This is a genomic window from Streptomyces sp. NPDC002133 (genome assembly GCF_040296405.1).
Classification (GTDB): Bacteria; Actinomycetota; Actinomycetes; order Streptomycetales; family Streptomycetaceae; genus Streptomyces.
In genome coordinates, this window is sequence record NZ_JBEOXF010000010.1 from 59,450 (window position 1) to 85,005 (window position 25,556).

General features: G+C 72.5%; 23 protein-coding genes and 3 pseudogenes. 13 read left to right on the forward strand and 13 right to left on the reverse strand.

All coding sequences use genetic code 11. The features are described 5' to 3' along the window. Positions 1–192: 192 nt before the first annotated feature. Complete coding sequence (locus tag ABT078_RS13930; protein WP_351227227.1) at positions 193–1,158, reverse strand: pirin family protein; 966 nt, start codon at positions 1,156–1,158, stop codon at positions 193–195. 248 nt (positions 1,159–1,406) lie between these two features. Between ABT078_RS13930 and ABT078_RS13935 the strand changes: the two genes are divergently transcribed. The 4 genes and pseudogenes from ABT078_RS13935 to ABT078_RS13945 form a co-directional block, all read left to right on the forward strand. Then, positions 1,407–1,622 (forward strand): hypothetical protein, encoded by a 216-nt coding sequence (locus ABT078_RS13935; protein ID WP_351227229.1) that lies wholly within the window; start codon positions 1,407–1,409, stop codon positions 1,620–1,622. Between the two features lie 247 nt (positions 1,623–1,869). Further along, positions 1,870–2,220 carry a tetratricopeptide repeat protein gene (locus ABT078_RS13940; RefSeq protein WP_351227231.1) on the forward strand — a complete coding sequence of 117 codons (351 nt, stop codon included), beginning with the start codon at positions 1,870–1,872 and terminating at the stop codon, positions 2,218–2,220. Positions 2,221–2,285: 65 nt separating this feature from the next. After that, positions 2,286–2,451, forward strand: a pseudogene (locus tag ABT078_RS42680) (MFS transporter); the annotation flags it as partial. Next, positions 2,449–2,757 (forward strand): annotated as a pseudogene (locus ABT078_RS13945) (anhydro-N-acetylmuramic acid kinase); the annotation flags it as partial. The pseudogenes ABT078_RS42680 and ABT078_RS13945, both read left to right, overlap by 3 nt. Here the strand turns inward: ABT078_RS13945 and ABT078_RS13950 are convergent. Both ABT078_RS13950 and ABT078_RS13960 read right to left on the reverse strand, forming a co-directional pair. Further along, positions 2,734–4,170, reverse strand: coding sequence for a hypothetical protein (locus ABT078_RS13950; protein WP_351227232.1), 1,437 nt, complete (start codon positions 4,168–4,170; stop codon positions 2,734–2,736). The pseudogene ABT078_RS13945 and the gene ABT078_RS13950 overlap by 24 nt on opposite strands. Positions 4,171–4,635: 465 nt before the next feature. Further along, entirely contained in the window at positions 4,636–6,066 is a 1,431-nt protein-coding gene (locus tag ABT078_RS13960) for a dihydrolipoyl dehydrogenase family protein (RefSeq protein ID WP_351227234.1), read from the reverse strand. A 116-nt stretch (positions 6,067–6,182) separates the two neighbouring features. Between ABT078_RS13960 and trxA the strand changes: the two genes are divergently transcribed. After that, positions 6,183–6,596, forward strand: a complete 414-nt coding sequence (gene trxA, locus ABT078_RS13965; protein ID WP_351227236.1) for a thioredoxin — start codon at positions 6,183–6,185, stop codon at positions 6,594–6,596. 172 nt (positions 6,597–6,768) lie between these two features. On the opposite strand, the gene ABT078_RS13970 is transcribed toward trxA, so the two are convergent. From ABT078_RS13970 to ABT078_RS13980, 3 genes are all read right to left on the reverse strand, one after another. Next, positions 6,769–8,205 carry an aldehyde dehydrogenase family protein gene (locus tag ABT078_RS13970; protein ID WP_351227238.1) on the reverse strand — a complete coding sequence of 479 codons (1,437 nt, stop codon included), beginning with the start codon at positions 8,203–8,205 and terminating at the stop codon, positions 6,769–6,771. 170 nt (positions 8,206–8,375) lie between these two features. Next, positions 8,376–8,645, reverse strand: a complete 270-nt coding sequence (locus tag ABT078_RS13975) for a hypothetical protein (RefSeq protein WP_351227240.1) — start codon at positions 8,643–8,645, stop codon at positions 8,376–8,378. A gap of 36 nt (positions 8,646–8,681) precedes the next feature. After that, positions 8,682–9,704, reverse strand: coding sequence for a LacI family DNA-binding transcriptional regulator (locus ABT078_RS13980; RefSeq protein WP_351227242.1), 1,023 nt, complete (start codon positions 9,702–9,704; stop codon positions 8,682–8,684). A gap of 735 nt (positions 9,705–10,439) precedes the next feature. Between ABT078_RS13980 and ABT078_RS13985 the strand changes: the two genes are divergently transcribed. Then, positions 10,440–11,141: an alpha/beta fold hydrolase gene (locus ABT078_RS13985; protein ID WP_351227452.1), complete on the forward strand. Its 702-nt coding sequence runs from the start codon at positions 10,440–10,442 to the stop codon at positions 11,139–11,141. Positions 11,142–11,221: 80 nt separating this feature from the next. Here the strand turns inward: ABT078_RS13985 and ABT078_RS13990 are convergent, their stop codons facing one another. From ABT078_RS13990 to ABT078_RS14000, 3 genes are all read right to left on the reverse strand, one after another. Next, the gene (locus ABT078_RS13990) at positions 11,222–12,553 is read right to left on the reverse strand and encodes an MFS transporter (RefSeq protein ID WP_351227244.1); all 1,332 of its coding nucleotides are present in this window, start codon (positions 12,551–12,553) and stop codon (positions 11,222–11,224) included. Then, on the reverse strand, positions 12,550–13,281 hold the full coding sequence (locus ABT078_RS13995; RefSeq protein ID WP_351227246.1) for a helix-turn-helix domain-containing protein: 732 nt from the start codon (positions 13,279–13,281) through the stop codon (positions 12,550–12,552). The genes ABT078_RS13990 and ABT078_RS13995 overlap by 4 nt, the downstream gene beginning before the upstream one ends. Before the next feature lie 108 nt (positions 13,282–13,389). Beyond that, on the reverse strand, positions 13,390–14,211 hold the full coding sequence (locus ABT078_RS14000; protein WP_351227248.1) for a TIGR02452 family protein: 822 nt from the start codon (positions 14,209–14,211) through the stop codon (positions 13,390–13,392). A 136-nt stretch (positions 14,212–14,347) separates the two neighbouring features. Between ABT078_RS14000 and egtA the strand changes: the two genes are divergently transcribed. Genes egtA through egtD form a run of 4 tightly spaced genes read left to right on the forward strand, consistent with a single transcriptional unit; the run spans position 14,348 to position 18,642 of the window. Continuing rightward, positions 14,348–15,598 (forward strand): ergothioneine biosynthesis glutamate--cysteine ligase EgtA, encoded by a 1,251-nt coding sequence (gene egtA, locus ABT078_RS14005; protein ID WP_351227250.1) that lies wholly within the window; start codon positions 14,348–14,350, stop codon positions 15,596–15,598. 16 nt (positions 15,599–15,614) lie between these two features. Further along, positions 15,615–16,928 (forward strand): ergothioneine biosynthesis protein EgtB, encoded by a 1,314-nt coding sequence (gene egtB / locus ABT078_RS14010; RefSeq protein WP_351227252.1) that lies wholly within the window; start codon positions 15,615–15,617, stop codon positions 16,926–16,928. Continuing rightward, on the forward strand, positions 16,928–17,683 hold the full coding sequence (gene egtC / locus ABT078_RS14015; protein ID WP_351227254.1) for an ergothioneine biosynthesis protein EgtC: 756 nt from the start codon (positions 16,928–16,930) through the stop codon (positions 17,681–17,683). Before egtB ends, egtC begins: the two co-directional genes overlap by 1 nt. Further along, positions 17,680–18,642 carry an L-histidine N(alpha)-methyltransferase gene (gene egtD / locus ABT078_RS14020; protein WP_351227256.1) on the forward strand — a complete coding sequence of 321 codons (963 nt, stop codon included), beginning with the start codon at positions 17,680–17,682 and terminating at the stop codon, positions 18,640–18,642. The genes egtC and egtD overlap by 4 nt, the downstream gene beginning before the upstream one ends. Here egtD and ABT078_RS14025 read toward each other — a convergent pair. The 3 genes from ABT078_RS14025 to ABT078_RS14035 all read right to left on the reverse strand — a co-directional run bounded on the left by ABT078_RS14025 (position 18,537) and on the right by ABT078_RS14035 (position 21,870). Then, the gene (locus tag ABT078_RS14025; RefSeq protein ID WP_351227258.1) at positions 18,537–19,505 is read right to left on the reverse strand and encodes a lysophospholipid acyltransferase family protein; all 969 of its coding nucleotides are present in this window, start codon (positions 19,503–19,505) and stop codon (positions 18,537–18,539) included. The two genes, egtD and ABT078_RS14025, sit on opposite strands and share 106 nt — an antisense overlap. Next, positions 19,502–20,278 carry a GNAT family N-acetyltransferase gene (locus tag ABT078_RS14030; protein WP_351227260.1) on the reverse strand — a complete coding sequence of 259 codons (777 nt, stop codon included), beginning with the start codon at positions 20,276–20,278 and terminating at the stop codon, positions 19,502–19,504. The genes ABT078_RS14025 and ABT078_RS14030 overlap by 4 nt, the downstream gene beginning before the upstream one ends. 341 nt (positions 20,279–20,619) lie before the next feature. After that, positions 20,620–21,870: an extracellular solute-binding protein gene (locus ABT078_RS14035; RefSeq protein ID WP_351227262.1), complete on the reverse strand. Its 1,251-nt coding sequence runs from the start codon at positions 21,868–21,870 to the stop codon at positions 20,620–20,622. Positions 21,871–22,129: 259 nt separating this feature from the next. On the opposite strand from ABT078_RS14035, the gene ABT078_RS14040 reads away from it, so the two are divergent. After that, complete coding sequence (locus ABT078_RS14040; RefSeq protein ID WP_351227454.1) at positions 22,130–22,342, forward strand: dodecin; 213 nt, start codon at positions 22,130–22,132, stop codon at positions 22,340–22,342. A gap of 112 nt (positions 22,343–22,454) precedes the next feature. Here ABT078_RS14040 and ABT078_RS14045 read toward each other — a convergent pair whose 3' ends face one another. Further along, complete coding sequence (locus ABT078_RS14045; protein WP_351227264.1) at positions 22,455–22,943, reverse strand: phosphatase domain-containing protein; 489 nt, start codon at positions 22,941–22,943, stop codon at positions 22,455–22,457. Between the two features lie 41 nt (positions 22,944–22,984). Between ABT078_RS14045 and ABT078_RS14050 the strand changes: the two are divergent. Both ABT078_RS14050 and ABT078_RS14055 read left to right on the forward strand, forming a co-directional pair. Continuing rightward, a pseudogene (locus ABT078_RS14050) lies at positions 22,985–23,230 on the forward strand (hypothetical protein); the annotation flags it as partial. Further along, complete coding sequence (locus ABT078_RS14055; RefSeq protein ID WP_351227266.1) at positions 23,137–25,506, forward strand: ATP-binding cassette domain-containing protein; 2,370 nt, start codon at positions 23,137–23,139, stop codon at positions 25,504–25,506. The pseudogene ABT078_RS14050 and the gene ABT078_RS14055, both read left to right, overlap by 94 nt. Positions 25,507–25,556: the final 50 nt, after the last annotated feature.

A 25,556-nucleotide genomic window follows, 5' to 3' on the forward strand; every position in this document is an offset into this window, starting at 1 on the left:
GCGGTGCTCCGCGAGACGGTCATCGCGGCCGGGCCGACCGGCCGCACGGCGGCCCTCGTCTCCGAGAGGACGACGGCCGCCGGACAGAGTCGACCGTGTCGGATCACCACGACGCCTCCCCTCCCCGGACCACTCACCCACGCCCCGTGGGCGGTGTGTCATCACGGCGCCGCCCGCGTCGGACGCCGCTGCTCAGCGCACCCTTCCGCGTGGTTTCAGCGCCACCGGCGGCAGTTCGGGAGCGGACAGCCGGCCCCCGTCGTACCCGTGCACGTCCCCGAAGCGGCCGCCCTCCATCCAGTCCCCGCGAGCCTGCTCGATCTCCTCGTGCGACCGTCCGATGAAGTTCCACCACATGACGATCTCCTCCCCGAACGGCTCGCCCCCGAGCAGCATCAGCCCCGCGTCCGACTCCGCGCGCAGCGGCAGCTCCGTGCGCCCGCAGCCCAGGTAGAGCATGGATCCGGGGAGTACCGGCACGCCGTCGACATGGGCCTCGCCCGACATGGACAGGACGGCGTACTCGAAGTCGGGTTCCAGCGGCACGCTGGTCTCGGCCCCGCGGGTGAGTGCCAGGTCCGCGCCGACGAGCGGCGTGTACGTCGTGCCGGGTGAGGAGGCGCCGTCGAGTTTCCCCAGGATGACTGTGGCCGTGAGGCCGGGGGCGGTGACGCGGGGCAGTTCGGAGTGGTGCTGGAAGTGCGGTTCCCCATTGCGGTGGGCCTCGGGCAGTGCGACCCACAGCTGGGCGCCGTGGAGCAGGCGGGCGTGGGGCTTGGGGCTCTCCTCGGAGTGGCTGATCGCCCGCCCCGAGGTCATGAGCCCGAGCTCGAGCGGGCGGATCGTCTGGAGACTGCCGACGCTGTCGCGGTGCAGGACCTCGCCCTCGTGCAGCCAGCTGACCGTCTGCAGGCCCATGTGCGGGTGGGGCGGGACCTGCATTCCGGGCTCGTCGGCGATGTCGTCGGGACCGTAGTGGTCGACGAAGCACCAGGCGCCGACCATGCGGCGGCCGAGGTTCGGGAGCAGCCGGCGCACCTGGGTGGATTCGCCGAGCTGGACATGGCGGGGGGCGAGGAGCTCACGTACCGGCTCGGCGACGACGAAGCCGCGGCCGCCGCAGACCGACAGCGCGGCCTGACGATCAAGATTGCTCATAGGGCCCAACCTAGACCTGTGCGGGGCGGGCCACAAAGCCTCCCCAACTCGCTGATTGCGTACCCGGATGTGACTGACCAGGGTCTGTCCGAGCAGGTCACGGACCATGTCACGGACACTCCCGAGTTGACTGAACGGCTGCGGCCCGCAAAACGCTCCCCCTGCAGAGCAGTTGGCATCGCGGCCATGCCGAGGCCCGAGGGGAGCAGCCGCAAGGGGCAACTTCCGCCCCCTGGCGCGTCACTGTGTTGAACCAGCGACGCACGGTCGGCCGCCCGCCGTACGAGCAGCCCCGACCCGACGGGCAGCCGCTCGCCTCGCGGGACAACCTGCGCATCCACGGCAGGGTCGGGGAGGTCAGCTGTGTCGACGACTCGGGCCGCACCCGCTGGACCCACGGCCCGGGCCGCCCATCCCGGCACACCGTCCACACCTGGACCATCGCCCTCCGCACGCGCGCCTGACGGCGAGCCGATGCGATCGGTCGCCGGCCTCAGCAGGGGCGGTCCGCTGCGCTCGGCCGGTCGGATCACGCAGCTCGGTGGCCACGAAGGCACGACGCCGATGGAGACGCCCTCGGGGCATTTTCCCAGGTCAGCGCGGTGGCAGCGGTCAGCTTCGGACACCACGCGCTATTGTGGAATGTTCAACCACTTCGGTCGGTTGACAAGGCGCCGGGCCCGGGAGCGGGCCCGCAGGGAAGGAGCGCAAGTGAGCAGCACGTACTACGAGTTCGGAACGGCAGCGGACCGCTGGGACCGGGCCCGGATGTTCTTCGACGCCAGGGAGTACGTGACGGCGGCGCGGATCCTCGGCGGGCTGGTGGCCGAGGTCCCGGAGCAGGTCGCGCCGCGGCTGCTGCTTGCGCGGGCGTACTACCACTCCGCGCAGCTGCGGAAGGCCGAGACCGAGCTGCGCGCGATCCTGGAGCGCGACCCGGTGGAGCACTACGCCCGGCTGATGCTGGGCCGCACGCTGGAGCGGCAGGGCAGGGCCGCCGAAGCCGCTCCGCACCTGCGGATGGCGGCGGCGATGTCCGGGGAGTCGCCCGACACCGCGTGACCGGCCGCACGAACCGTTGACAGCGCACGGAGGCGATGGTGTAACCAACACGCACGACCACCTCCGTGCACGGCCCGGCCGAGGCGGCCGCCGGATCCCCGCGATCGCGCAGAGCGCTGATCGCGGGGATCCGTGGGCAACTTCATCGAGTGGTACGAGTTCGGCGTCTACGGCTCCTTCGCCACCGTCATCGCCGCCAACTTCTTCACCCCTGAGGGCGGCAGCGACGTCGCCTCGGGCGGCGGCACCCGCAATCCGACGCTGATGGCCAGGCTCCGCGGGGCCCTTCGCGGCGTCCCGCTGCGCACCTCCGACAGCCTGGGACTGCCCTCGGCGGCCAAGGATGCGTACGCCTTCGCGGTCCTCGGGTTTCTCACCGCCCACGGACTCGCCGGAACGGTGCCGTCGTGCACCGGTGCGCGCCACGCCGGCATCCTGGGTTCGATCACGCCGGGCCGTCGCGGGCTGCGTCTCCCCGAGCCGACGGTCACCGCGCCGGTACGGCTGCGGCTGTCACCCGGCGGACGACCGAGGTGATGCCGGACCCGGTCCCGGAGGCTCCGGACTGTCCACGTCCGGGGCATGCGCGTCCGGGGCATCCGCGTCGCCCGCCGCGAGGAGCTCGACCACGGCCATCGCGAGGAGCCACACGAGCGTGATGCCGATGACGACCCAGCCCGTGGGAAAGCTCCACAGGAGGTACGTGATGACGGCCACGGCGACCAGCACCCAGGTGATCCACGTCCGGTAACGGCGCACGAAAGGCCCCACCGGACCGGTGCGCAGGCCCGCGCGGTCGGCGGTGGAGCGGACGGCGCCGATGCCGGAGTTCCACAGCCCTCGCACGAGCGTGGGCGCCCTGCCCGGGCCGGAGAGCCAGGCGGCAAGCGCGATCACCACACCGAGCGTGGCGGCCGTCCGCACCGTGGTCCGCAGATAGCGCGTCAGCACGTCGTAGACGGACTCGGCGGCGGGCTGGGAGACGCTGTCCGGCAGCGCGTTGAGATACATCACGCGGAAGACGGTCAAGGCGAAGCCCAGCACCAGCGCGGCCACGGCGAAGCCGAGTGCGGCGAGCACCAGGGTGCGCCGCCGGTGCGCGGCGAGCAGCACTCCCGCGGCGATCAGCACCACCGCGAGCACCGGCAGCCAGAACCCGGCGATCTCGAGGAGCTGGAAGGCCGTCTTGACCCTGCCGATGTGGTCGTCCCGCAGGACGGTGAAGTCGGTGTGCACCTCGGGGATCTTCGCGGCCACCGTCAGGCCGTCGTCCACGAGGCGCTGTTTGACCTGGTCGACGACGGGGCCGAGGTCGATGCTCACCGAGTTGTTCTTGATCTGCACCGCGCTGTCGCTGCTGCCGGTCAGCGCCTTGTCCACGGCTGCGTGGACCCGGCGATTGGCTTCGGTCCAGATCCTCGCGAAGGTTCCGGAGGCGATGACCTCCTGCGCCTTGTCGTTCACGAAACTGCGGACGGCGCTCTCCAGCGAGTTGCCGAGCAGACCGAGCGCCGTCTCCAGGCGTGGCCGGTCCGCCGGGGCGACGCCCTCGAGGAGGTTGGCCAGGTCGATGTGCTCCATCACCGCGTCGGTGACCCGCCCCGCCGCGGCCGACTGGATGGCGGGGTCGGAGGCGAGCGGTGCGACCGTGTCGACGTACCGGTCCGTGTTCGCCACCTCGTCAGACGTCCACGCGGCAACGATGGCGAACGGCACGAGGACGCAACCGATGACGATGAGCAGGGCCGCGAAGAACGACCGCGTCCGGTGCCGGGGCGGCCTGGGCGGCCTGGCCGTCTCGAGTGCCGTGATGCGCGTGCGCAGCTGCTCGATCTCGGCGCGCGCATCATCCCCGCCGGGCGACGCCGCGCCACGCCCCCCGGCGCCCGTCCCCCCGCCGGCGCCCGGGCCCTTGCTGGCATCGGGGCCCGTTGCTCCGCTTTCCGACATGGCGCGTCCTCCCCGTACGTGTGGGTGGCTCCAGCTGACCCCGGGGCACGGGCCCACGCGAGCGGACCGGGGCCGCATGAGTGAACGCCGTATCCCGCGGCAGGAACCTCGCCCGTCCGGCCGTGTCCCACTCGCCGCTCCCCCACCCGCGCCCGCACCGCTCCTGCCGCCCTGAGCGCCGCGCCATCGCGCCGGCACGCAAAGAGAGCCTCGGGCGAGGGGCGTTGAGGGAGGCAGACCGTGGAGCGACGTGGGCGTACGGCCGCCGGGCCTGATGAACGTGAGCAACCGGACGGCCGGCGAGGACACGTTCGACAAGGAGCCGTCTCCCGAAGACGGTCAGCCGGGCATGACGGTGGGACACGAAGACCCCCGTGTGGTGCAGTCCTGGGCAGCTCCACCACACCGGAGGTCTTCGCCATGATCAAGACCCGTGAGTGTCAACAACGCTCGTGATCAATACACCTAGCCGCGGTACGTCTCCAGCAGCCGCAGCCACACCTCGCTGATCGTCGGGTACGCCGGGACCGCGTGCCAGAGGCGGTCGATCGGAACCTCGCCCGCCACAGCGATCGTCGCCGAGTGGAGCAGCTCACCCACGCCGGGGCCGACGAAGGTGGCGCCGAGGACGATCTCCCGGTCGAGGTCGACGACCATGCGCGCGCGGCCCCGGTAGTCGTCGGCGTAGAGCCCGGCTCCGGCCACGGCTGCCAGGTCGTAGTCGACGGCGCGCACCCGGCGACCCGTCGCCTCGGCCTCGGCCAGGGACAGGCCGACCGACGCGGCCTCGGGGTCGGTGAACACGACCTGCGGGACGGCGTCGTGGTCGGCGGTCGCGGAGTGCGCGCCCCAGCGGTCCGTCTCCAGGAGCGGGACGTGCCCGGCCCGGGCGGCGATCGCGGCGCCCGCGATGCGTGCCTGGTACTTGCCCTGGTGGGTCATGAGGGCGCGGCGGTTGACGTCCCCCACCGCGTACAGCCACTCCGAGCCCTCGACGCGGCAGCTGTCGTCGACAGGGAGCCAGGAGCCCGGTTCCAGGCCCACGGTCTCCAGCCCGATGTCCTCGGTGCGGGGGGCGCGTCCGGTGGCGAAGAGGACCTCGTCCGCATCGATCAGCTCGCCGTCCTCGAGGACGACGGTGACCGGTGCTCCGCCGCCGTTGCGTTGTACCGCGGCGACGGACACGTTCGTCCGGACCGTGGCGCCGGCCTCGGTGAGCGCCTCGGCGACGTGCTCGCCGACGAAGGGCTCCAGGCGCGGCAGCAGTCCCTTGCCGCGCACCAGCATGGTGACCCGCGAGCCGAGCGCCTGCCAGGCGGTGGCCATCTCGGAGCCCACCACTCCGCCGCCGACGACCACGAGCCGGCCGGGGACGGACCGCGCGCTGGTCGCCTCGCGGCTGGTCCACGCCCTGGCACCGGCGAGTCCCGGCAGGTGCGGCAGGACGGCCCGGCTGCCGGTGCACACGGCGACGGCGTGGCGAGCGGTCAGCACATGGTGCTCGTTCTCCGGTCCCTCGACGACGACCTTCCGGTGTCCGTGGAGGCGGCCGTGGCCGCGGTAGAGGCGGGCACCGATCGAGTCGAGCCAGCCGACCTGGCCGTCGTCCTTCCAGTGGGCCACGTACTCGTCGCGGTGGGCGAGCACCTCGGCCGCGTCCAGCGGGCCCTGGACGGCGTGGCGTACGCCGGGGACCCTGCGCGACTCGGAGCGGGCGATGACGGGCCGCAGCATCGCCTTGCTCGGTATGCACGCCCAGTACGAGCACTCGCCGCCGACGAGTTCGCTCTCCACCACCGCCGTACTGAGTCCGGCGGCCCGGGTCCTGTCCGCCACGTTCTCGCCGGTGGGCCCGGCCCCCAGTACCACTACGTCGTACTCCACGGCTGCCGTCATACGCACAGTGTCGTGCCACGTGTGGGCCGCGGCCACATGGGCAGGCGGAATACGGCCACCCCGTATGTCGTTGTGCGGGGCGGTGCCGAACGGACACCAGGAAGAGGTAGGAAGCAATGAGCACTATCGAGCTCACCAAGGATAACTTCGATCAGGTTGTAGCCGACAATGACTTCTTGCTGATCGACTTCTGGGCTTCGTGGTGCGGTCCGTGCCGCCAGTTCGCCCCGGTCTACGAGAAGGCCTCGGAGCGCCACCCGGACCTCGTCTTCGCGAAGGTGGACACGGAGGCGCAGCAGGAGCTGGCAGCGGCGTTCGAGATCCGCTCGATTCCGACGCTGATGATCGTCCGTGACAACGTCGCGGTGTTCGCGCAGCCCGGTGCGCTGCCCGAGCCCATGCTGGAGGACGTGATCGGCCAGGCCCGCGGGCTGGACATGGACGAGGTACGCAAGTCCGTCGCGGCCGCACAGCAGGGCGCTGCCGCGAAGGACGGCGCTGCCGCCCAGCAGGGCGAAGGCGCGCAGTAGGCCGAAGGCGCTCGACAGAGCGAGCCTCGGCAGGGCGAGGACGCTCGGCAGCAGGTGGACGAAGCCGGGCCCGGGCCGCCGCCGGAACAGCGGCGGCCCGGGCCCCGGACTGTCGGAACGGATGACGCGTCCGGGGCTGCCGGCAGCCCCCCTCGCGGTCCGGTTCCGCCTGTCAGAACGGGTGGCCTGCGGCCTCTCGCCGTACGGTCGTCCAGCGCAGTTCGGTGAAGGCCTCCAGATTGGCCTCGCCGCCGAAGCGCGCGCCGGTGCCCGACGCCGCGACGCCGCCGAACGGAGCGACCGCCTCGTCGTTGACCGTCTGGTCGTTGATGTGGGCGATGCCGGTGGGGATCCGGTCGGCGAGTTCGAGGCCCAGCGCGGCGTCACGCGTGACGATGCCCAGCGAGAGTCCGTACGGGCCCGCGGCCGCGAGCGTCGCGGCCTCGTCGAGGGTGGTGAACGAGCGGACCGGGGCGACCGGGCCGAAGACCTCCTCGGCATACGCGGGGGTGTGGTCGTCGACGCCCGCGAGCACAGTGGGGCGGTAGAACAGGTCGCGATGCGTACCGCCCGCGGCGAGCACGGCACCGCGGGCCGTGCTGGACTCGACGAGGCCGTGGATCCGGGAGAGCTGACCGCGGTCGATGACCGGGCCGAGGTGCACCTGCTCGCGGTGCGGATCGCCGACGGCGAGCGAGTCCGCCTTCGCGGCGAGCCGTTCGACGTACTCGTCGTGGAGCGAGGCGTGCACGAGGTGACGGCCGGTGGTCATGCAGATCTGGCCCTGGTGGAAGAACGAACCCCACGAGGCCTGGGCGACGGCCGCCTCGATGTCGGCGTCCTCCAGGACCACGAGTGCGGAGTTTCCGCCGAGTTCGAGGTGGATGCGCTTGAGATGGCGCCCCGCGGCCTCGCCGACGATACGGCCCGCGGCCGTCGAGCCGGTGAACGAGATGACGGGGACGCCCGGTTCGGCGACGAGCGCCTGGCCCACATCGGCGCCGCCCGGAAGGACGTGCAGGAGATCTCCGGGGAGCCCGGCCTCCGCGAAGACGGCGGCGAGGGACACACCACCGCAGACCGCGGTGCGCGGATCGGGCTTGAGCAGAACGGCGTTGCCGATTGCGAGGGCCGGGGCGACCGAGCGTATGGCAAGGATCAGCGGGGCGTTGAACGGGGCGATGACGCCGACGACGCCGACCGGGACGCGGCGGGTGTACGACAGCCGGGGCTGCTCGCTGGGCAGCACCTGGCCGGTGGGGCGGGAGGCGAGTGCGGCGGCCTCGTAGCACTCCTGGGCGGCGACGTGCAGCTCGAAGTCCGCCTTGCCCGGGATCGAACCGGACTCGCGGACGAGCCATTCGCGCAGCTCGGCGGCGTGCTCGCCGAAGAGGTCCCCGGCCCGGCGGAGCACGGCGGCCCGCACGAAGTGCGGGGTGCGGGCCCACGCGGACTGGGCCGCCGCGGCGGACTGCGCGGCGGTGGACACGTCCTTCGGCGTGGCGAGGTGCACGGCGCCGAGCGTGTCACCGGTGGCGGGCTCGACGACGTCCGACTCACCTCCCGAAAGTCTGACGGGCTGCCACGTCTTGGGATCGAGCAGGGACATGAAGACTCTCCAGTCGCTCGGTTTCGCTCAGTTTCACCCAGTTGAACGCGCAACATCGTAACCATGCGGAAGGCTCCGCGGGCGACCCGGCGGCGAGTGGACACTGCGTCAACTCGCGTGTTGACACGAAGAGTTGGACAGGGAGGCGACCGGAAAAGGGCGGAGGCCCGTCAGTTCGGGGTGTACTCCAGGACCAGTGCGGTGAGCCCGTAGTCCAGTTCCGAGCCGTCCACCAGGAGCGCCTCCACCGTGCGGGTCTCCGGGTCGATGTCGGCCACGATGCCGTGGCCCGCGTAGCGGGGATAGCCCGACGCCCCGGTCGCACCCGTGTACTCCACGGCCGCCGAGCGCACCGCGCTGTCCTCGACCGCCGCCCCGGAGCGGTCGACGACGTGCTCCGGCACCAGCAGGACCACGAAGCGCCGCGGAAGTGTGCTCATGCCACGACGCTAGCCACGCGCCGCCCGCCCCGCACGTCAGGTGGACTCGCGCCGGACGGCCTCCGCGCCCATCAGATCGCGCCGCTCGGGCGCACCGCCCGGATCGCGGACCACACGGTCGACGAGCTCGGCCAGATGCTCCCCGGTGACCATGTCGATCCGCACCGTGCTCAGCCGCGGCCGCAGCAGCCGGCCGAGCAGCAGGTCGTCCGCGCCGATCACGGCCGTCTCGTCCGGTATGCCGATCCCCGTGTCCTGCAGGGCTCGCATCAGGAGCATGGCGTACTCGTCGTTGTACGCGTACACGGCATCCAGGCCGAGGCCGCGCCAGCGCGCCGCGAGGGCGTTCGCCGCGCCCTCGTCGTACGCGAGCGGGAGCGGCCGCACGGTCGCACCTGCGGGTTCCGCCGTCTGCCGGGCGCCGGCCAGCCGGGGCTCCGAGAAGAGATCGAGCCCCGGCTCCTCTGGCATGATCACGCCGATCCGCCGGTAGCCGCGCTCCAGGAGATGCTCCGCCGCCCGGGAGCCGATCTCACGCTGGTCCACGACCAGGGAGTGCGCGCCGTCCACGTGCTGCGGACCGAGCGTTATCACCGCCTTCGCGCCGGAGCGCTTGAGCACCTCGACGCCCTGCGGGGTGAGCGCGATCCCGCCGAGCGACAAGACGGCGACGGGGCGCAGCTCGGCCCAGGCACGGGCCGCGGCGTCGCCGTCGAGGCCGAGGCTCCCGTGCTGCACGACCGTGTAGTCCAGGCGCCGCAGCGCCCACTGGAGCTCGTTGATGAAGCGGCTGTACAGCGGTCCGATCGGGACGTGCGCGGTGGGCAGCAGCACGATGCGGGTGTGCCCGGCGCGCAGACTGCGGGCCGCCGCGTGCGGTACGTAGCCCAGTTCTTCGGCGGCCTCGCGCACCCGGCGGCGGGTGGGTTCGCTGATCCGGACCGACGCGGTGTCGTTGAGCACGTACGAGACGGTGGCCCGGGAGACCCCGGCCAGCCGGGCGACATCTGCACTGGTCGGAACGGAACGTTCTGCTGACTGTCTGGGTGTCTGGCTCATCGCCCTGGGCATCCTTCCAGACCGATCCGGCACCGATCCCGTTCGGGGTCCGGCGGATGGCCGGAATTGAGTGCCGCACAGGGATGACACGCGTCAGTGGCGCGAGAGACCGCCGCGGGAACCGCCCTCTCGTCCGGACGGTCTCCCCATCGGGCCGCAGGCATCCCCGGGCGTCGGGGCGGCCTGCCGGTCGGGACGGTCGCCTGGCCCTGCGGGTGCCGACCGCTCCGACGGCCACCGCACGGGCCACCTCGTTTCGGCGTGATCGTGGCGGTCGCCGCAGTGGTCTTCTCGGCCGCGGCCCGCAAGGAGCGCCCGCCCGCTCGGCAGCCGGCGGTCTCGGGCCGTGGCTCCCGAAGGACCACACCGTGCTGCCCGGCCGGCCTCGAGGCGAGGAGACGGTGGCCGCCCTGATACCCGTCGACGCCGTGGCGACGGCGGTGTCCGGTGGTGGGCGGTCGGCTCGCCGACCGCCACGGCCGACGAAGACTGTTCGTCGATGCCCCGCCGCGCCGGCGGCCGCGGCCATGGTGATTCCCCGCCGTCCCGACGAGCTGGACCGCAGATCGTCGCCCTCTCGTCACGTCCGTGATCGGGTCGGTCAGCGCTGACTGCACGACACTGTTCTTCGCGGCTGCGGTGTTGTCGGTGGAGGGAGCGCTCGCCGTGCGCCGCCCCATCCGCATCGTGCGCGGAAAACGCTCCGTCCATGAACTCACCGAAAGGCACACGACCGTGCGACTCCACACCCACACCTGGGGCGAGGGCGACCGCGTCGCGCTCCTGATCCACGGCATCATGGCCGACCACCGCACCTGGCGCAGGGTCGGACCGGCGCTCGCCGACAAGGGCTACCGCGTACTGGCCGTCGATCTGCGCGGCCATGGCGCAAGCGGTCGCGCCGGCTCGTACACGCCGCAGGACTACGTCGACGACGTGGTCGAGACGCTGCCTGCCGGCGCCGAACTGGCCATCGGCCACTCGCTCGGCGGGCTCGCCCTCTCCCTCGCGGTGGAGCGGCTCGCACCGCGGCGCGTCGTGTACTCCGACCCGGCCTGGTATCTCGCGACGCCCGAAGAGGGCTTCGATCCCGCGCAGTTCGCCGCGTTCAAGGTGACGGCCACACGGGAGCAGATCGTGACGCTCAGCCCGCGCTGGGAGAGCGTGGACGTCGACATCGAGATGGAGACGCTCGCCGCGTGGGACGAGTCGTCGGTGCAGGGCCTTGCGGGCTCGGTCGGCGTGGACCTGCTGCCGGCGAGGCCGGTCGTGCCGTCGCTGGTGCAGCTCGCCGACCCCAGTTTCCTGGTCTCGCAGGATCGGGCCGAGGTGCTGCGGGAGCGCGGCTTCGAGGTCCGTACGGTCGAGGGCGCGGGGCACACGATCCACCGGGACGACTTCGACGGCTTCATGTCGTCGCTGGACGGCTGGATCTGACGGTCCGGATCTCCTGGGAGCCGCAGGGGGCCCGGTGCGCGGACGGGGGTGCGCACCCGGCCCCCGACCGTACGCGGCGGTCAGCGTGCCGACGCCGCGGGCACCGTGACGGTCGGCGATCCGGGCTCCGGCGCCGCGGGGCGTGGGCGGCGGACCCACAGCAGTGCGCCGGCGAGCAGGACGGTCCCGCCGAGCAGCCAGGGCAGCGGGCCTGCCGGCAATCGTCCGACGACCAGGCCGACCAGGGCGCCGATGAGCTGGAGGGCGAGGGACTGCACCGACAGGGCCGTGGCGCGGCCCGCGCTGTCGACGCGGCGGTGCAGGAGGTCGTTCTCGTTGGGGCCCGCGGCGCCGAGCCCGAGGTAGATCAGCCCGTAGCCGGTGGCCGCGAGGACCAGGGCGACCGGCCCGGACCACAGGACGGTGAGGCCGAGCAGCAGCAGGCCGGTTGCGCCCACACCGAGAGCGGCCAGGACCGCGCGCTCTCCGCTGCGCGCCCAGCGGGACAGGAGCGGTGCGGCGTGGCTGCCGAAGGCCGTGCACACGAAGCCCGCGCAGGCGAGCACGGCGAAGAGCACGGCGCCGGACGCCGGCGCGCCGGTCAGCGCGGCGGCACGTCCGGGGGTGAGGAGTTCCACGGTGCCCAGAGCCGCGCCGGCCGCGCCCGCCGTGAGGAGCACCCGGCGTACGAGCGGGTCTCCCGCACCCAGGCGCAGCCCGCCGAGCACGGTGACCGGGACGCCGCGCAGGACGTCGCGCAGCGCGGTGGGGGGCCTGGGCGGTTCGGGCAGCCGTGTGAGCACGTACGCCACGAAGACCAGCCCGACGGCCGTTCCCGCCAACGCCGGTGCGGAGAGCGGGAGTACGAGCCCGGAGGTGGCGTCGGTCAGGCGCGCGCCGAGGTCCGGGCCGAGCCCGAGCAGCCAGGGCAGTGCGCCGCCCGTCAGGGTGCCGAGCGCCAGCGCGGCGGCGGACGCGGTGCCCGCGCGGGCCAGCCCGGTGCGGAGCTCGGCGTCGGGGCCGGAGTGGGCCTGCACGGTGTCGACGTACCAGGCTTCGGCGGGTCCGCTCGACAGGGCGCGGCCCGAGCCCATGAGCACCATGGCGAGCGCGAGCATCCAGACGTCGTTCCCCAGCGCGAGGAGGACGAGGGCGCTCACGTTGAGCACTCCCGCGGCGGCCAGCACGGGGCGGCGCCCGATGACGTCGGAGAGACCTCCGGTGGGCAGCTCCAGCGCGGCGACGGTGAAGGAGTGGACGGCGAACAGCGAGGCGATGGTGGCCAGGGTCATGCCCCGCTCCCCGAGGAGCAGGACCTGTGAGGGTATGTACAGGCCCACGGGCAGCCAGAAGAGGAAAGTGACGGCGGTGAAGCGGCGGCGGGCGGACACGGGATCGAGCGCGCCGGTCATGAGGCGTGTCCGTGCTGCGTGTCCGCGCCTTCCGTGCCCGTCCCCGCGTCCGCGCCCTCCGCGCCTTCCGCGCCCGCCCTCATCACCGCGTCCGCGCCTTCCGCGCCCGCCCTCGTCTCCGTGTCCGCACCACCCGTGCCGTTGTCGCGGGGCGCGACCGGTGCTCCCGCGACGAGGACGACGACCTGCCGGGCTCGGGGATCGTCCGCGTCACGGGCCGCCAGTTCCTCGGCCTTGCGTTCGAGCGTCCGCCGGAGTTCGGTGAGTGACTCGGGGGTCAGCCGGACGATGTCATCGGACACGCCCGACGGTTCGAGCCACTCGGTGCCGAGCCGGCCTGCCGCGACCTCTTCGTCGTACTGGGCCAGGGTCTGCTCCAGATGCGTGAGCTGTGCCCTGCGGCTTGCGGAGACGAACGCCCGGCTGTCGTCCGAGGCGGCCATTGCCTCGTTGCTCCACGACGTGAGCCGGTGCACGGCGCGCCAGCGGCGCTCGCGCCCGTCCCGGTGCTCGGCCTCGGCGACGAAGGCGTACTTGGCGAGCACCCTCAGGTGGTAACTGGTCGAGGCGGACGACTCGCCGGTGCGCACGGCGAGCTCGCTCGCGGTGGCCGGCCCGTGCAACCGCAGCAGCCCGAGCAGCCGGATCCGCAGGGGGTGGGTGAGGGCTTTCAGGGCCGCCGCGTCGTGCTCGGGATCGAGGACGCGCCGGCGCTCTTCGCTGACCATGGCGGCAGCGTAGAGCGGATCAGCCGCTTTCCAAAAGTATTTTTGCAGAATTTCTTTGGGGAAGTTGTCGGGGACCTTCGCCTCCGCCCCGGGACGCGGAGGCGGGCCCTACGCCGCGAGCGTCGAACGGAAGGCCGCCAGGGTGGACTGCGCCGGTGTGCGGTCCAGGACGGCGAAGACGATCTCGTCGAAGTGGCCGGAGAACCGGCCGCCGTCCCGGAGCAGCGCCCGGAACGCGCCCGCGACCTGAGCCGGGTCGTTGCGGAACACCCCGCAGCCCCACGCCCCGAGCACCAGCCGGCGGTAACCGGTCGCCGCGGCGGTCTCCAGGACCCGTTCCGCGCGTGAGGCGAGGGCGGCCGGTATGCGGTCGGCCTCCTCCGGCGCCCGGCTGAGGATCACCCCCGCGTTCGGTGCCGGTGACGTGAGGAAGCCCACCGTGTACGGGGTGTCGAGGAGTCGGCCGCGCTCGTCGCGGAAGACCGGGACGCCGGGCGAGTGGATCACCCGGTCGGAGTAGAAGGGGTCGCGGTCGGCGCGGTGGTGCTCGTAGAACTCCGGGGCGCGCAGCAGCGTGGCGTAGAGCGCGGAGGCGCGGCAGAGCGCCTCCTCCTGCGCCTGTGCACCGTTCAGGAAGCCGCCGCCGGGATTACGGGCCGAGGCGAAGTTCAGGACCGCGACCGGGCCGGGATCCCGGGCCACGAGGCGACGGGCAGCGTCCAGGCTGCTCTCCCCGGTGACCTCACTTAGGCTGAAACGGTCCGTGTCGGGGACCACCGGCACGGGCCCGGGTCCGTACATCCGTGTCCCCTCGACCGCGGCGGACAGTTCCCCGCCGATCGTCACCAAGAGGCCGCCCGGCGCCCGGTAGCGACCTGCTTCGACGATCTCCTGGGTCTGTTTCGCGATCCCCCGCAAACGTGCGCTCATGCCCGGAATCCTCAGTGATCGAACAGGGAGGCAGCAAGCCCATTACGGCCCCCTTACGTCTCGCATGGGCACTCTTGTGCGAACCATCGACGGTGGTTTTAGGTGGTCCGAGCGCCCGCGACAGGAGGAGTCGACCATGGCATCACACGGATTCGGGGACAGTGCCCCGCAGATCACCGGCGACGACGCCGAAGACCTGCTTCGATGTATCTGCTTCAAGACGGGCCCGCCCCGCGCCGTCGGTGTCGAACTCGAATGGCTCGTGCACGAACTGCACCATCCCCACCTGCCCGTCGCGCCGACCCGTCTGGACCGGGCCTTCGCCGGGCTGCGGGACCTGACCCTGGCCTCGGCGCTCACGTTCGAGCCCGGTGGGCAGCTTGAGCTCAGCTCGCCGCCCGCCGCGTCGCTGATGGAGTGCATCGACTCCACCGCGGCGGACCTCGTGGCCGTACGGACCGCACTGCGCGCATCCGGCCTCACTCTGAACGGTCTCGGCCACGATCCCTGGCATCCTCCGCGCCGGCTGCTGCGTGAACCGCGCTACGAGGCCATGGAGACCTGCCTCGACCGCACCGGGCCCGCGGGCCGCTCGATGATGTGCTCGTCCGCCTCCGTCCAGGTGTGTCTGGACGCGGGCTTCGAGGAGCCGGGCCCGCTGGGGCTGGGCCGGCGCTGGCAGCTGGCACACCTGCTGGGTGCGGTGCTGGTGGCGGCCTTCGCGAACTCCCCGGCCGGGGCCGGCCGGCCCACCGGCTGGCGGTCCACCCGGCAGGCCCTCTGGGCGGACCTGGACCCGGTCCGCTCGCTCGCCCCTGCACCCGGCGTCGAGCCGCGCGCGGCCTGGGCGGCGCATGTGCTGGACACGCCCGTGATGTGCATCAGGGCGCCGGAGGGGCCCTGGCCGGTGCCGGAGCGGCTCACGTTCCGGGAGTGGACAAGGACCGGGGCGCCGCGGCCGCCCACCCGCGAGGATCTCGAGTACCACATCACCACGCTCTTCCCGCCCGTGCGCCCGCGCGGCCATCTCGAACTGCGCATGATCGACGCCCAGTCCGGCGAGGACGGCTGGATGGTGCCGCTCGCCGTCACCATGGCCCTGTTCGACGACCCGGAGGCGGCGGAGACCGCGTACCGCACGGTCAAACCGCTCGCCGAGCTCGCCGGTGAGCTGCCCGCGCCCCGCAATCCCCTCTGGCTGGCCGCAGCCCGCGACGGGCTCACCGACCCCGAACTGCGCTGCGCCGCCGTCACCTGCTTCGCCGTCGCACTGGAGGCGCTGCCGCGGCTGGGAGCGTCCACGGCCGTTCAGGAGGCGGTGGCCGCGTACCACGACCGCTACGTCCTGCGGGGCCGGTGCCCGGCCGACGACTTCTCGCTCAGCTAGCCAAGGAGATCAGCTCATGAACGAGTCCCCGGTGGCGACCGATGAGGTGCTCAGGCAGCGGGCCCTGGCGGCGCTGACCACGGCCCGCGCCCGCACCGCCCTGCTCACCACCTGCGTCGACGACCACGAACTGACCGCACAGCACTCCCCGTTGATGTCGCCGCTCGTGTGGGACCTGGCACACATCGGCAACCAGGAGGAGCAGTGGCTGCTGCGCGCCGTCGCCGGGCGGGAGGCGATACGCCCCGAGATCGACTCGGTGTACGACGCCTTCGAGCATCCCCGCGCCGAGCGGCCGTCGCTGCCCCTCCTCTCCCCCGCCGACTCCCGCGCCTACGCCTCCGACGTACGGGGCCGGGTGCTCGACATCCTCGACGGCCATCCGCTGCAGGGCGGCCCTCTCGTCGACTCCGCCTTCGCCTTCGGCATGATCGCGCAGCACGAGCAGCAGCACGACGAGACGATGTTGATCACCCATCAGCTGCGGCGCGGCCCGGCCGCGCTCGAGGCGCCCGAGCCGCCCCGCGGCAGCACGCGCGGGCTGCCGGCCGAAGTGCTGGTCCCGGCGGGCCCGTTCACCATGGGCACCTCCGCCGAGCCCTGGGCGCTCGACAACGAGCGACCCGCGCACCAGCGCCGTCTCCCGGCGTACTTCATCGACACCACACCCGTCACCAACGGCGCCTTCCAGGCCTTCGTCGCCGACGGCGGCTACTCCGACGAGCGCTGGTGGGCGCCCGAGGGCTGGGCACAGATCCGCAAGCACGACATCGGCGCGCCGCTGTTCTGGCGGCACGAGGGCGGGCAGTGGCTGCGCCGCCGGTTCGGGGTCACCGAGCCGGTGCCCGATGACGAGCCCGTACTGCACGTCAGCTGGTACGAGGCCGACGCGTACGCCCGCTGGGCGGGGCGGCGGCTGCCGACCGAGGCCGAGTGGGAGAAGGCGGCCCGCCACGATCCCGCGTCAGGGCGCTCGCGGCGCTACCCGTGGGGCGACGAGGACCCGACGCCCGACCGCGCCAATCTGGGCCAGCGGCATCTGCGGCCCGCGCCCGCGGGTGCCTACCCGGAGGGGGCGTCGCCGCTCGGTGTCCGCCAGCTCATCGGCGACGTCTGGGAGTGGACGTCGAGCGACTTCCTGCCGTACCCGGGCTTCGCGCCGTTCCCGTACCGCGAGTACTCGGAGGTCTTCTTCGGCCCCGACCACAAGGTGCTGCGCGGCGGTTCCTTCGCCGTGGACCCGGTGGCGTGCCGCGGCACGTTCCGCAACTGGGACCTGCCCGTGCGCCGGCAGATCTTCTCCGGGTTCCGTACCGCCAGGGACGCGTGATGTGCCGCCACATCGCCTTCCTGGGCCCGCCGACCGCGCTGGGCGAGCTGCTCGTGCGGCCGCCGCACGCCCTTCTGCGGCAGTCCTGGGCGCCGCGCAGGCAGCGGTACGGGACGGTCAACGCGGATGGTTTCGGCGTCGGCTGGTACGCCGAAGGCGATCCGGTCCCGGCCCGCTACCGCCGGTCGGGGCCGGTCTGGGGCGACCAGTCCTTCGCCGACCTGGCCCGGGTGGTCCGCAGCGAGGCGCTGCTCGCGGCCGTCCGGGACGCGACCTTGGCCGGCGGGGACGGCGAGGCGGCGGCCGCGCCCTTCGCCGCCGGGCCCTGGCTGTTCAGCCACAACGGCGCCGTCAGGGGCTGGCCGGACTCGGTCGCACCGCAGGCCGCCGCCCTGCCGCCCGCCGACCTGCTGTCGCTGGAGGCGCGCTCGGACTCCGCGCTGGTGTGGGCGCTCGTGCTGCACCGGCTGCGCAGCGGAGACGCACCCGGGCAGGCACTGGCCGACACGGTGCTCGACGTCGCCGCGGCGGCCCCGGGATCCCGGCTCAATCTGCTGCTCACAGACGGCACGGCGGCCGCGGCGACGGCCTGGGGCGACTCGCTCTGGTACCTCGCCGAGCCCGGCCGCCGCACGGTCGTGGCGTCGGAGCCGTACGACGACGACCCCCACTGGTGCGAGGTGCCCGACCGCACGCTGCTCACGGCCACCCGCACCGATGTCCTGCTGACCCCGCTCAAGGAGCCGACTGCGTGAGCACGTTCCAGCTGACCCGCACCCTGCCCGACGACGCCATGGCGGCCGCGCTGCGCGCCGATGTGATGCACGGGCTGACCCGTACGCCCAAGGAACTGCCGCCCAAGTGGTTCTACGACGCCCGCGGCAGTGAGCTCTTCGAGGAGATCACCAGGCTGCCCGAGTACTACCCGACCCGTGCGGAGCGCGAGATCCTCGTCGCCCGCTCGGCCCGGATCGCGGCCGAGACCGGCGCCCGCACCCTGGTGGAGCTGGGCTCCGGCTCGTCCGAGAAGACCCGCCACATCCTGGACGCGCTGACGGAGCTGCACAGTTATGTCCCGGTCGACGTGAGCGAGAGCGCGCTCACGGGCGCGGCCGAGGCCCTGCTCGCCGAGCGGCCCGAACTCCATGTCCACGCCCTGATCGCCGACTTCACCCGGAGCCTGACCCTGCCGGAGACCCCCGGGCCCCGGCTGGTCGCCTTCCTGGGCGGCACGATCGGCAATCTGCTGCCGGGCGAGCGGCAGGCGTTCCTGCGCTCCGTACGCGCGATGCTGTCGCCCGGGGACGCGCTGCTGCTCGGCACGGATCTGGTGAAGGAGGAGGCGGTGCTGGTCGCGGCGTACGACGACGCGGCCGGTGTCACCGCCGAGTTCAACCGGAATGTGCTGGCGGTCATCAACAGGGAGCTGGGCGCCGACTTCCCGCTGGACGACTTCGCCCATGTGGCGCTGTGGAACGCGGAGGAGGAGTGGATCGAGATGCGCCTCCGGGCGCGGGACGCGGTGACGGTGAAGATCCGGGAGCTGGATCTGGTGGTGTCGTTCGTCGCCGGTGAGGAGATCCGTACGGAGGTCTCGGCGAAGTTCCGTCAGGAGGGAGTGCGGGCGGAACTCGCGGAGGCGGGGCTGAAGATGTCGGAGTGGTGGACCGACGCGGCGGGCAGGTTCGCGCTGTCCCTGTCGACGGCGGTGTGAGCGGCGACAGCCCGGTGGGCGGAGTGGGCGGTCGTCGCGTCCGCGCCGCCGGCCACCGCGGCGTGCGCGGCCCTGGCGAGTGAGCGGCGGTCGGTGTGGCGGCCCGCGGTGATCGGCGGAAGGATCCTGATCTCCGCGGTGAGCCCACCGGCCGTCGCGACCCGCCACAGCGACGCGGCGAGCGCATCCTCGCCCACGAACGCTGCGGCGCCGACGGGCCGATAGGTGATCCGTACGGGCTGTACGGACGCGCCCGCGTCGATCGCGGCCTGGAACGCGGCATTGCGGAAGCGTCCCTTCTCTCGGCCGCACCACGTCGACCCCTCGGGGAACACGATGACCCGCGACCCTCCCTCGAGGGCGTCCGCCATGGCCCCGACGACCCCGGGCAGTGCCCGCAGCCGGTCCCGGTCCACGAACAGCGTCCCGCCGAACCCGGCGAGCAGCCCGAGCACGGGCCACTGCCGCACCTCCTTCTTGGCCAGCATCCGCCCGGGCAGGACGGCGGCGACCAGAGGGATGTCCAGCCAGGAGATGTGGTTGGGGACCACGAGAGTCCCGGCGGCGGCGCCGGCCTGCGGCGCGAACGCGGGGCCCGGCCCGGAACCGGCTCCCGGCTCCGGGCCCACGACGCGGATCCGCACGCCGAAGGCGCGTATCACCGTGCGGCACCACAGGCCGACCAGACGGGCCCGGCCCGCCGGGCCGAGGGGGATCGCCAGCGGGGAGAGCAGCACGCCTGCGAGTACCGCCGACATGCCCGCGATCAGGCGGGTGATCGCCGTCAGGCGGCCGACCCTGGGCCATCGAGCGGTCGCGCAGTCGGCCGGGGTGCAGGGCGCGACGGGGAGCCAGACGCTCATTTCACCGGAGCCAGGGAGAGGAAGTGGCGGAGGTAGCGGGGGTTGGTGCGGCGCAGCGAGAGCAGGACGTACAGGTCCGCGACGCCGAAGTCGGGGTCGTGGGCGGGCGCGCCGCACACCCAGGCGCCGAGCCGGAGGTAGCCGCGCAGCAGCGGCGGGAGCTCGGTGCGGCCCTCGGGGCGTTCGATGCCGTCGGCGCTCCAGAGCTTGTGCGGGGTGACCCAGTACTCCTCCGGGGCAAGGTGCTTGGCCTTGACGGTGTCCCACGTGGCGGCCGCGAGGGTGCCCCCGTCGGCGAGCGGAATCGAGCAGCAGCCGGCCAGCCAGGTGTGGCCGGTGCGGGTCATGTAACGGGCGAGACCGGCCCAGATCAGGGCGATCACGGCGCCGTTGCGGTGTGCGGGGTGGACGCAGGAGCGGCCGACCTCGACGAGGTCGTCGCGGATGGGCGCGAGCCGCGTGAGGTCGAACTCGGTCTCGGAGTAGAGCCGCCCGGCGACCTTCGCGCGATCGGGGGGCAGCACCCGGTACGTCCCGACGACCTCGCCTGTGTCCTCGTGACGTACGAGAAGGTGGTCGCAGTACGCGTCGAAGGCGTCGATGTCGAGGCCGGGCTCGGGTCCCTCGATCCGGGCGCCCATCTCCCCGGCGAACACCTGGTGCCTCAGGCGCTGGGCGGCGCGGACGTCGTCCTGGTCGCGGGCGAGGGAGACCACGTACCGTGGCTCGGCGGACACGAGTGGTGCGGGGGCGACGGCGGGTGATGCGGGCATGGCGGCTCTCCTCTGCCGGACGGATGCACTGGACCGCGCCTGCGGCGGCCCGGCCCCTAACTAATTCCGTGACCGGCTGGATTCGACATGACGTGGGTGCGGAGCGCGGATGTGCGCCATCTGAATGCCGGGCGACTCCGGCCGGCCCGGCCGGTGACCCGGTCCGGACGGGGCAGCGCGACGCCGGTCCGCATGAAGGACGGACCGGCGTCGGGGAGTCGTTCTCGGAGCGATTCGCGGTGAAATCCGTGGAGATGCCCCGCCGCGATACCCGCGGAACAATACATCAACAATAAGGAGAAACAGGATACTTCAGGAAAACCGGTTGACCCTGGTCCCTCTCACTCGGCGAGCGCCGCCGTGATGCGCTCCGAGGCGCTCTTCGCCTCCTTCTCCGGGTCCTTGCCCTGCAGGACGGCGGTCATGTAGGGCTTGATCGGGTTGTCGGCCTCCACGGCCGCCCACTGCGGCGAGTTGGGAGTGGCCCGCCCCCGCGTCGCGCCCGCGGCCATCGCGGCGGTGGCCGCGTCGCCCTCGACGGCCGACGCGAGGCTCGACTTGTTGGGCACGTAGCTCATGGTCCGCGCGAGCTCCTTCTGCCAGCGTTCACCGGCGAGGGCCTTGACCACCTCGATCGCGGCGCCGCGCTCGCGAGACTTCTCGGGAATGATCAGATCGGAGCCGCCGATGAAGACGGCGCAGGGTCTCTCCGCGGTCTTGCCCGGGATCGGGAAGAACCCGAGTTTGTCCTTGAGCGCGGGGTTCGCCTCCTCGATGGCCTTCGCATGGGACGGGGCCGCGATGATCTGGGCGACGTCGCCCTTGGCGAAAACCCCGGCCTGCGGCGGCGTCTGCTCGTCCGCGTTCTCCGGTCCGTCGCCCAGGGCCTGGAGCTTCCCGTAGAACTCCATGCCCTTGATCGCGGCGGGTGCGTGCAGGGCTCCCGTCCAGACACCGCCCTCGTCGACGGCGATCTCCCCGCCCTCTTCCCAGATGAACCCGGCAAGGGTGTACCAGTCCTGTCCGGAGAGGTAAATGCCCTGGTTGCCGCCGGTGTTGAGCTTCTCGGTGTCCTCGAGCCACCGCTCGCGCGTCTTCGCGGGCTCGTCGATGCCCGCTTGCGCGTAGAGGTCCTTGTTGTAGATGACGACGCGATTGGCGGCGTACCAGGGGATGCCGTACTGCGTCCCGTTGATGCTCCCCGGGTCGGCGAGGCCCGGCAGCCAGTCCTCGCTCCCCAGGTCACGCATGGACTCCAGGGTGAGATCGAGCAGCGCGTTGCTCCCGGCGTACTCGGCGACCTGGGTGTTGCCGACCTCGATGACGTCCGGCGCCTCGTCGCTCTCCAGCGCGGCGGTCACCTTCTTGCCGATGCCGGTCCACTCCTGAAAGGTCACCTCCAGGTCGACGTCGGGGTGCGCGTCCTCGTACTCGGTGACGAAGCGCTCGAGGAACTCGTCGGAGACGCTGTCCTGCATCAGCCAGACGGTGACGGTACGGCCGCCCGGGCCGCCGCCGGGCAGCATTCCGCAGCCGCTGAGCGCTGTCGCGGACACGATGGCTGTGGCGCAGGTCAGAAGACGGTTCTTCACGTAGGTCACCTTTGCGTGATGGCACGGACGGTGGACCCGACGTGGGGGGTTCGAACAGTGTTCGCACGGGCGGGTCACCTTTGCGTGATGGCACGGACGGTGGACCCGACGTGGGGGGATCGAACAGTGTTCGCACGGGCGTTGGCTGGATTTTGGTATGTACCAATCGGGTGGTCAACCCCCCGACACCTCGCGGACCGCTCCGGGGTGAGGCACCGTGGAGGGGAACCACCGCCACAACGACGAGGAGTCCGGCCCCATGTCCCACCACACCTACCGGGTCACCGAGATCGTCGGCACCTCGCACGACGGGATCGACCAGGCCCTGCAGAACGGCATCGCCCGCGCCAAGCAGACCCTCAGAGGGCTCGACTGGTTCGAGGTGACGCAGATCCGCGGAAACATCCTGGACGGCGAGATCGAGCACTACCAGGTCGGCCTGAAGGTCGGCTTCCGACTGGAGGACTCGTAGGACAGGGCTGCACGTCACCCGTTCGGTCGCACTGGGCGCAACGGGTCCCGCGCAGCTGCCGCGTCGGAAGCCGTGGCGCAGCAGCAACGGCGCCGCGCGGGCGCGGTCCGGCTCAGGTGCGGCCCTCGCGCTGCTGGGCGTTCTTCATCGCCTGGGACGTAATGGCCCAGCGGGCGCGTACCACGCGGAAGCCCGCCCGTTCGGCGGCGTCGCAGACGAGTTCGTCGTCGTCGACGAGCATCCGGATCTCGCGGGTGCGGCTCAGGCGCCGCAGGATCTCCAGTTTGGTGGTCCGCGCGGGGCGGCGGTCGTCGTTCCGGCGCATCCAGATGCGGCCCGTGGGCAGTCCGTGCTGCTCCAGCCACTTCACGGTCGCCACGCGGCAGCGCTCGGGACGGCCGGTCAGGTACATGACCTCACACTCATCGGCCGCCTCGGCCACCAGTCGTACGCCGTCGGCGAGGGGTGCGTCGTCGGGGGCGGCGGCGAAGAACCCGTCCCAGTCGCGCGGCTTCCGCTCCAGATAGTGCTGGCGGTGGCCGGTCTCGGCGACGGTCCCGTCAAGGTCGAATACGGCCAGCGGCCTGCTGCTCTGATGCACGGGCCCCAGGGTAAGCGGTCGCGGCGGGGAGCCGGCGGCGCGAGACGGTGATCAAGGACGGCGGCGCGGACGAGGTGCTGGTGACGACGAGCACGTACGACCGCGCCGGGCTGGTCAACTCGTTCCGGCGTCTTGCCGCGTCTCACAGGGCTGACCAGCGCGGATGTCCCGGCCGCTGCCTAGAATCCCCGGTATGCAAGGCCCTCACGATCCGTACGTCCGAGTCCGCGACGCCCGCGAGCACAACCTCAGGAGCGTCGACGTCGACATCCCGCGCGACGCGCTGACCGTCTTCACCGGGGTCTCCGGGTCGGGCAAGTCCTCGCTGGCCTTCGGCACCATCTACGCCGAGGCGCAACGGCGCTACTTCGAGTCCGTCGCGCCGTACGCGCGCCGGCTGATCCACCAGGTGGGCGCGCCGAAGGTCGGCGAGATCACCGGGCTTCCGCCGGCCGTCTCCCTGGAACAGCGCCGCTCCTCCCCCACCTCGCGGTCGTCCGTCGGCACGGTGACGACGCTGTCGAACTCGCTGCGGATGCTGTTCTCACGTGCGGGCGACTATCCGGAGGGCGCCGAGCAGCTGGACTCGGACGCGTTCTCGCCGAACACGGCGGCCGGGGCCTGTCCCGAGTGCCATGGCCTGGGGCGGATCCACCGCACCGATGAGGAGCTGCTGGTTCCCGATCCCTCGCTCTCCGTCCGGGAGGGCGCGATCGCGGCCTGGCCGGGCGCCTGGCAGGGCAAGAACCTGCGGGATGTGCTGGACGCGCTCGGGTACGACGTGGACCGGCCCTGGCGGGAGCTCGCGCAGAAGGACCGCGACTGGATCCTGTTCACGGACGAGCAGCCGGTGGTGACGGTCCACCCGGTGCGCGAGGCGGGCCGTATCCAGCGCCCGTACCAGGGCACGTACATGAGCGCGCGGCGCTATGTCCTGCACACCTTCGCCGACTCCAAGAGCCAGGCGCTGCGCACGAAGGCCGAGCGCTTTCTGACGAGCGAGCCGTGCCCGGTGTGCGGGGGCAGCAGGCTGCGTCCCGAGGCCCTCGCGGTGACGTTCGCGGGACGGACGATCGCCGAGCTGGCGGCGCTCCCGCTGACCGCGCTCGCCGAGGCCCTGACCCTTGGCGCGCGGGACCGGGGCGACGAGACGGCGCGAGTGCTGACGGACGATCTGATGGTCCGTATCGCCACCGTGACCGAGCTGGGTCTCGGCTATCTGAGCCTGGACCGGGCCACGCCCACGCTCTCCAGCGGCGAGCTGCAGCGCCTGCGGCTGGCCACCGCGCTGCGGGCGGGTCTCTTCGGCGTCGTGTACGTGCTCGACGAGCCCTCCGCGGGCCTGCACCCCGCCGACACGGAGGCGCTGCTGGTCGTCCTGGAGCGGCTGAAGGCGGGCGGCAACACGGTCTTCGTCGTGGAGCACCACCTGGACGTGGTGCGGAACGCGGACTGGCTGGTCGACGTGGGGCCGCGGGCCGGCGAGCACGGCGGACAGGTGCTGCACAGCGGGCCGCCCGAGCGACTCGCCGACGTGGAGGAGTCGGCGACCCGGCGCTACCTCTTCGACGTGCGTCCGGCACCCGCGCGGAGGAGGCGCGAGCCGTCGGGGCAGCTCGCGCTGGGCCCGGTCACCCGGCACAATCTGCGCGGAGTCACGACCCGGCTGCCGCTCGGGGTGCTCACGGCGGTCACCGGCGTGTCGGGTTCCGGCAAGTCGACGTTCGTGGGCTCGATCACCGAGGAACTCCGCGGCGTGGAGCGCCTGGTGACGGTCGACCAGCGGCCGATCGGGCGCACTCCGCGCTCCAATCTGGCGACGTACACGGGCCTGTTCGACGTCGTGCGCAAGCTCTTCACCGCCACCGAGGAGGCACGGGCGCGCGGCTACCGGGCGGGGCGGTTCTCCTTCAATGTCGCGGGCGGCCGGTGCGAGACCTGCCAGGGCGAGGGGTTCGTCTCCGTCGAACTGCTCTTCCTGCCCAGTACGTACGCGCCCTGCCCGGAGTGTCACGGCGCCCGCTACAACCCGGAGACCCTCGAGGTCCGCCACGGCGGCCGGAACATCGCCGAGGTGCTCGACCTGACCGTCGAGGCCGCGGCCGAGGTCTTCGCCGACACCCCGGCGGCCCTGCGGAGCCTGCGGGCGCTTCTCGACGTCGGCCTCGGCCATCTGCGCCTCGGCCAGCCGGCGACCGAGCTGTCCGGCGGGGAGGCGCAGCGCATCAAGCTCGCCGCCGAGCTCCAGAGGCTGCGTCGCGGCCACACCCTGTACGTGCTGGACGAGCCGACCACCGGGCTGCATCCCGCGGATGTGGAGGTGCTGATGCGGCAGTTGCACGGACTGGTCGACGCCGGACATTCGGTGGTCGTCGTCGAGCACGACATGGATGTGGTCGCGGACGCGGACTGGGTGATCGACCTGGGGCCGGGCGGCGGGGACGACGGCGGCAGGATCGTGGCCGAGGGTCCCCCGGCGGAGGTGGCGCGGCAGGCGGGCAGCCGGACCGCGCCGTATCTGGCCAGGTCCCTGGGCAGGGGATCCGGCAGCAGCACCGGGTAGAGCGTCACCGCCGCACCGCATGCCCGGGGCCCGCCTCGCAGGCGGCTCGT

Excerpts from the sequence above, each read along its gene's own strand:
- ABT078_RS13930 (WP_351227227.1), bottom strand. The coding sequence starts at position 1,158 with ATGAGCAATCTTGATCGTCAGGCCGCGCTGTCGGTCTGCGGCGGCCGC.
- ABT078_RS13950 (WP_351227232.1), bottom strand. The coding sequence starts at position 4,170 with ATGTCGGAAAGCGGAGCAACGGGCCCCGATGCCAGCAAGGGCCCGGGC.
- ABT078_RS13960 (WP_351227234.1), bottom strand. The coding sequence starts at position 6,066 with ATGACGGCAGCCGTGGAGTACGACGTAGTGGTACTGGGGGCCGGGCCC.
- trxA (WP_351227236.1), top strand. The coding sequence starts at position 6,183 with ATGAGCACTATCGAGCTCACCAAGGATAACTTCGATCAGGTTGTAGCC.
- ABT078_RS13970 (WP_351227238.1), bottom strand. The coding sequence starts at position 8,205 with ATGTCCCTGCTCGATCCCAAGACGTGGCAGCCCGTCAGACTTTCGGGA.
- ABT078_RS13975 (WP_351227240.1), bottom strand. The coding sequence starts at position 8,645 with ATGAGCACACTTCCGCGGCGCTTCGTGGTCCTGCTGGTGCCGGAGCAC.
- ABT078_RS13980 (WP_351227242.1), bottom strand. The coding sequence starts at position 9,704 with ATGAGCCAGACACCCAGACAGTCAGCAGAACGTTCCGTTCCGACCAGT.
- ABT078_RS13990 (WP_351227244.1), bottom strand. The coding sequence starts at position 12,553 with ATGACCGGCGCGCTCGATCCCGTGTCCGCCCGCCGCCGCTTCACCGCC.
- ABT078_RS13995 (WP_351227246.1), bottom strand. The coding sequence starts at position 13,281 with ATGGTCAGCGAAGAGCGCCGGCGCGTCCTCGATCCCGAGCACGACGCG.
- ABT078_RS14000 (WP_351227248.1), bottom strand. The coding sequence starts at position 14,211 with ATGAGCGCACGTTTGCGGGGGATCGCGAAACAGACCCAGGAGATCGTC.
- egtA (WP_351227250.1), top strand. The coding sequence starts at position 14,348 with ATGGCATCACACGGATTCGGGGACAGTGCCCCGCAGATCACCGGCGAC.
- egtB (WP_351227252.1), top strand. The coding sequence starts at position 15,615 with ATGAACGAGTCCCCGGTGGCGACCGATGAGGTGCTCAGGCAGCGGGCC.
- egtC (WP_351227254.1), top strand. The coding sequence starts at position 16,928 with ATGTGCCGCCACATCGCCTTCCTGGGCCCGCCGACCGCGCTGGGCGAG.
- ABT078_RS14025 (WP_351227258.1), bottom strand. The coding sequence starts at position 19,505 with ATGAGCGTCTGGCTCCCCGTCGCGCCCTGCACCCCGGCCGACTGCGCG.
- ABT078_RS14030 (WP_351227260.1), bottom strand. The coding sequence starts at position 20,278 with ATGCCCGCATCACCCGCCGTCGCCCCCGCACCACTCGTGTCCGCCGAG.
- ABT078_RS14040 (WP_351227454.1), top strand. The coding sequence starts at position 22,130 with ATGTCCCACCACACCTACCGGGTCACCGAGATCGTCGGCACCTCGCAC.
- ABT078_RS14055 (WP_351227266.1), top strand. The coding sequence starts at position 23,137 with ATGCAAGGCCCTCACGATCCGTACGTCCGAGTCCGCGACGCCCGCGAG.